Source organism: Sphingobacteriales bacterium (assembly GCA_012517435.1).
Taxonomy (GTDB): Bacteria; Bacteroidota; Bacteroidia; order CAILMK01; family JAAYUY01; genus JAAYUY01.
In genome coordinates this window covers 1-4050 of the sequence record JAAYUY010000126.1, presented here as the reverse complement: position 1 = coordinate 4050, position 4050 = coordinate 1, and the positions used below count along the sequence as shown (strand labels likewise).

The 4050-nt window shown below is 34.7% G+C and carries 3 protein-coding genes; all 3 read left to right on the top strand.

All coding sequences use genetic code 11. From position 1 onward, the window contains the following. Positions 1–262: 262 nt before the first annotated feature. Positions 263–1600 carry a HAMP domain-containing histidine kinase gene (locus GX437_07310; GenBank protein ID NLJ07460.1) on the top strand — a complete coding sequence of 446 codons (1338 nt, stop codon included), beginning with the start codon at positions 263–265 and terminating at the stop codon, positions 1598–1600. A gap of 105 nt (positions 1601–1705) precedes the next feature. Then, positions 1706–2431 (top strand): DUF4197 domain-containing protein, encoded by a 726-nt coding sequence (locus tag GX437_07305; protein NLJ07459.1) that lies wholly within the window; start codon positions 1706–1708, stop codon positions 2429–2431. A gap of 15 nt (positions 2432–2446) precedes the next feature. Next, positions 2447–4050: sensor histidine kinase (locus GX437_07300; GenBank protein NLJ07458.1), on the top strand; the 1604-nt coding region annotated here is incomplete at its 3' end.

Sequence of the window (4050 nt, the reverse complement as noted above, 5' to 3'; positions counted from 1 at the left end):
TCAAATCTCGAAGGATACAACCTCCTTCATCAGATTAAACAAAATAAAGAATTTAGTCAATTACCCATTATAATTATGACCGGAATGCGAGATCAGATGGGCGTCAATCTTTACTCAGCTGTTGAAGATAATGAGTTATTCCCCAATGTCAGATTTCAGGATAAACCAGCCGATCCAAACGAAATTGCTGACATTTTAAATGAAATGCTTAAATAATTTTGTACATTTGTCATAAATTATTAATCTTTAAGCATTTCAATGCATGGATGAAAAACTAATACCTTCTCATGTTTATTTTGCCAGATGGTTTATCCGGATTCGTTGGGCATCTATCATAGTTCTTGCTGTTTCAAATTATGTAGTCAAGCGCTTTTTCAACATTTCAGTTGATGAAATCGCCATTTATATTATTGTCATCATCCTAATCTTACTGAATATTGCTCATTCCTACCTTATAAAAACAATTGCCAATAAAAGAAACAGCAATATTATCCTGCAAATAAAAAATGAGATTCATTTTCAGATTTTTTCAGATTTTTTACTGCTTACTGCAGTTATTCACTTTTCCGGAGGCATTGAAAATCCGCTTGTTATCGTTTATTATCTCCATATCATTGTTTCAAGCTCTATTTATCCTCTAAAAATCAGTTATCTTCATACCTTTTTTGCCATACTCTGTTATTTTACCCTTATTTTTTTTGAATATACCGGCATTCTTCCACATTATCATTTACAAGGTTTTACAAGCCCCGAACTTTACCTTAATAAACTTTACATTCTAAGTTACTGTTTTGTATTTACACTCATTGCAATCATAATAGCCAGCCTTTCAAACCGGATTATTTCCAAATCGATTAAAAGTGAAGAAACCTATGTAAAAACAAATCTTGAGCTCGAAAAGAAAGAAAAAATTCAAAATGAATATGTTCAGCGGGTTACCCATGATATAAAAGGTCATCTTGCTGCAATTTTAAGTTGTCTGGAGGTAATAAAATCAAAAATCAAGGGTGATTTGAATGAAGTTCAGGAAGAATTTGTGTTGCGGGCTTATGAACGTACAGAAATCCTGACTCATTTTGTTAAAAACCTTTTAAATCTTACTCAAAAAAAATTGCTGAACAAAATTGAATATGAGGAATTTTCGATTCAGGCTTTAATCAATAAAATAAAACCTGCTATTCAAATTCTTGCCAAAGATAAAAACATCTCTTTTGAAGACTATATTGAACCAGGTACGAATTTAATTATCGCCAATCCTTACGCTATTGAGGAATTACTGATGAATTTACTTACCAATGCCATAAAATACACCCCACCCGGTGGAAGAGTCAACCTGAATGTTCGCAATCGCTACGAGAATATTTTATTTGAAGTTTCTGATTCCGGAATAGGAATCCCTCCGGAAGATCTGCCATTTATATTTGATGAATTTTTCAGGGCAAAAAACGCCCCAAAGGATTTTAAATACGGCTCTGGCCTTGGATTGTCCATTGCCAAACAAATTGTAGATAATCATAAGGGCAAAATCTGGGCAACCAGCGAACTGGATGTTTGGACAAAAATTTGTTTTACCATTCCCAAAAAGCCCACCTTTGATTAATGGAATTATACTTTATCCTTTAAGTTTTCCTCTTATTTTAATTCAGATTACAGTATAACCTTAGCATAAAAACCCTTACTTTTGCTCTTACTAAAAACCAAAACCATGAAAAAAATATACATCATTTTTATTTTCACGACATTTTTACTGGGAGGGTGCGACCTGCTTCAAAATCTTACCTTATCCGATATTCAGAAAAATATCAATACAGTTAAGCCGTTGACAAATGAAGAAGTCATCAGCGGACTGAAAGAAGCGCTTAAAATAGGTACCGGAAATGCTATCAGCATCCTCAACAAAACAAATGGCTTTTATGGCGACCCTTTGGTAAAGATTCTGTTTCCACCTGAAGCTCAGTATGTTGCTGATAAGCTTTATTCTATAGGCATGGGAAAACTGGTAGATGATTTTATCAAAAAGATGAATGAAGGTGCGGAGGCAGCCGTGGTAAAAGCCGGGCCTATATTTACCAATGCTATCATGACCATGAGTTTTACTGACGCGATGGGTATTCTGAAAGGCCCCGACAATGCAGCCACCCAATATTTTAAAGACAAAACATCTGCACAGCTTGCAGCTGCCTTCAAACCTGAAGTTCAGGCTGTACTCAACCAGCTTCAGGTAACCAAATACTGGGATGATGTAACGACTGCCTATAATAAAATTCCTTTTACCAAAAAAGTTGAAACCGATCTGGCAAAATATGTAACCGAAAAAGCCATGGATGGCCTTTTTCTGAAACTTGCCGGTGAAGAGCAGAAAATTCGCCATGATCCTGTTGCCCGAACCACCGATATACTGAAAAGGGTTTTCGGCTCATTAGACAAATAACCAACAGGCTCAGTTATGAGAATATTACTTCCGGTTTTATTAATTTTATTGTTAAGCTTTTCGGTTTACAGTCAGAACCGTACAGCAGACAGCCTCAGAAATTTACTTAAAACAAAACAACTTCAGCCCGATAAACTTATCGAAGTCTATTTAGATCTATACGATGAGTTACTGTCTGAAAATTTTGATTCTGCATTTAACTGTCTGAAACATGCCCGTAAACTCTCGGAGAACTCGGGCAACATTAATCTTAAAGCAGAGATTTATTACAAACTTGGCAGAGCTTATTCAAAAATAAATGATTCCCGCTCCTCCCTTGATGCTTATCTTAATTCTTTGAACTTTTACGAAAAAACTCATAATACCGAAAATCAGGTATTTGTCTATCTTTCTATCGGAGAGTTAATGCGTTCGCAGGCAGAGTATGAAAAGGCACTCGAATATCTGAATACAGGCTTAAAAATCGCTAAAAAATACAATCATTATGCTGTCATCAAATCAATATTTGACCGGTTTGGCGCTGTTTATTTTGAATTGAATAAATATAAAGAAACACTATCCTATATTGATTCTGCCATTCATTTTCACAGTGAATTAAATGATAAAGATTTTTTGGTAAGCATTTACGATATTAAAGGTGCTGCCTGGCGCGAACTTAATAACTATGATTCTGCCATATTTTACCTCAGCAAAGCTGCTGAATATGCAAACACACCGGGAAACATGTATCTTGCCGGAATTTACAACAATCTGAGTTTAGTATATTTAAAGATGAGGAATTACAAGAAAGCAAGTGAATATGCTCACAAGAGCCTTGCTATTTCACTGAAAGACAGCGTTCTTGACTATATGGAAGTAAGTTTTTTAAATTTATCAAAAATTTATCAGGAAAGTAAATTACCGGATTCAGCACTTCAGTATTTTAGTCATTATACGAATGTACGTTGGAAAAAATTTAATATTGATAAAAGTAAAGACCTGGCCAGGCTACAAACCAAATTTGAACTGGAAGCGAAAAAGAAAGAAAATGAAACACTCAGACTTACAAATGAACTTCAGAAACAACGACTTAAACTACTAAGTGCAGGCATCATCATTTCATTTCTAATTGTCCTGATCTTGATTGCCATTCCGATTTATCTTGATAGCAAAAGAAAACGCCTGAAAAAAATCAACGAAATTCTTCAGTTAAAAAATGATGAAATAGAGCAAAAAGCCCGTCAGCTAAAAGAGATTAATGAAACAAAAGATAAATTGTTTTCCATCATTGCACACGACATCAAAAATCCGCTTCAAAGTATTATTGGGTTGTCTGAACTTCTTGAAAACGAGCTGTCAGACAAAATTGATGAAGAAACGAAGCAATTTATCAATTACATCCGTCAGGGAGGTGAGAATCTGAATTTTTTACTGGAGAACCTTCTCCGCTGGTCATTGCTGCAATCAGAGAGACATAGATTTATCTTTGAAAATGTTAACCTGACTGATTTAATTAAGCATTCAACAGAATTATTTAAAACAGCCATCACGACAAAAAGAATTAATTTATACAACAATATTGAAGAAAATCTTTTCGTGTATGTCGATCAAAGCGCTATCGCCACAGTATTCCGAAATCT